Below are 1,474 nucleotides of genomic sequence, written 5' to 3'. Positions count from 1 at the left end.
TAAACTGTACCCGTTGTAAAGGACATTTTTAAAAAGGTTATGCTACATTTAGAAGATGATTTCTGTATTCAACAGGAGTCATCTTCTTTAAATTCCATTGATATCTAAAATTGTTATAGTAGGTCATATAACTCCTTATTTCTCTTTTAAGTTCCTCTAAGGAATTACATGGTTTTATATATGCTTCATCCTTAAAATGACCAAAAAAAGACTCTTGTGGAGCGTTATCCCAACAATTTCCTCTTCTTGACATAGATTGCCCTAGCCCTAATTTTTTTACATGCTTCTGAAAAGTAGGACTAGTATAGTGTACTCCTTGATCTGAGTGAATAAAGGCTCCTTCCGTAAACTTTACTTTTCTATTATTCTTTAACTTTACCAATGTATCCGTTGCTAAATCCAATGTAAGTCGATCTGACAGATTATAGGCCAATATTTCATTCGTGGAACTATCCTTAATAGTGGACAAATAAGCTTTTTGTCCCTTCCCGTAATATAAATAAGTAATATCAGTGAGTAATACTTTACCTGGGATTTCTTGTTTGAATTCTCGGTTTAGTAAATTCGGTAGTACGGAGTGTTCTTGGGTAGCTTTCAACATCTTCTTATATGGATTAGCTCTTCTAACTGGGCATACAATCTTATATTTCTTCATAATCCTTCGGATTCGTTTAATATTATATTTAATATCAAACTGCCCTTTTAAAGTCATCTTAATTTGGCGAGCACCTTTATGACGTCGTTTAAAATGAAACGCTTTTAAAATATTCTCTTTTAAAATTAAGTCCTCTTTTTCACGGCGTTCTCTATTTTCCTGAGATTCCGGAGAAAAATAATTATAATAACCTGAACGAGAAACTCCAGATATTTCGCATAAGAAACTCACCATATGTTTAAGATCATACTTTTCAATTACTGTACGAATTAAAAGGAACTTCTGTTCCGCAGTTACTTTTACTCGTTTCTCTCCAGCCCCCTTTCCATCATTTCTAACTTTTTTAGTAATTCATTTTCAGCTCTCAACAATTGGATTTGAGCTTCTAATTTTGCATTCTTTTCTTCTAAACTAAGCTCTCTTTTAATCGGTCTCCCAGAATGATCTTTACGTGTATCTCGAAGTCCCAATACTCCCGATTCATTATAAGCTACACGCCATCTATAAGCTGCTCTTTGTACCCTAACGATACCAATGATATCAACATCAAAACCATTCTCCTCAAAAATCTGCCGTGGTAATTTTCCATTCACACTTTCAGATATAAAAATCCTTTTAAATTCATCAGTGTAGGTAATTCCTTTTGTACTTACAGATTTGACATAAGGATTATTAGAAAGGATCTTTATTTCTTTATCAGTGAAGAGTTTTTTTGACATAGGATTATTCTCCGATTCTTACATTTTTTATTCTTTATACATAAAAGTACCCGATAGGGCAGACCTTTTTTAAGTGTCTACTCTATCGGGTACAGTTTAA

1 protein-coding gene is annotated in these 1,474 nt (G+C 33.0%); it reads right to left on the bottom strand.

Going from position 1 to position 1,474, the window contains the following annotated elements:
- Positions 1–37 precede the first annotated feature (37 nt).
- Positions 38–1,374, bottom strand: a protein-coding gene (locus KW850_RS32530; protein WP_218351713.1) for an IS3 family transposase whose coding sequence is annotated in 2 segments (ribosomal slippage) — positions 38–990 and positions 990–1,374 — 1,338 coding nt in all. Because the reading frame shifts where the segments join, the coding sequence is not laid out codon by codon here.
- Positions 1,375–1,474: the final 100 nt, after the last annotated feature.

It is taken from the genome of Bacillus sp. sid0103 (genome assembly GCF_019219025.1).
Note: the sequence above shows the minus strand (reverse complement) of the source record. Positions and strands in the feature narration are given on the sequence as shown.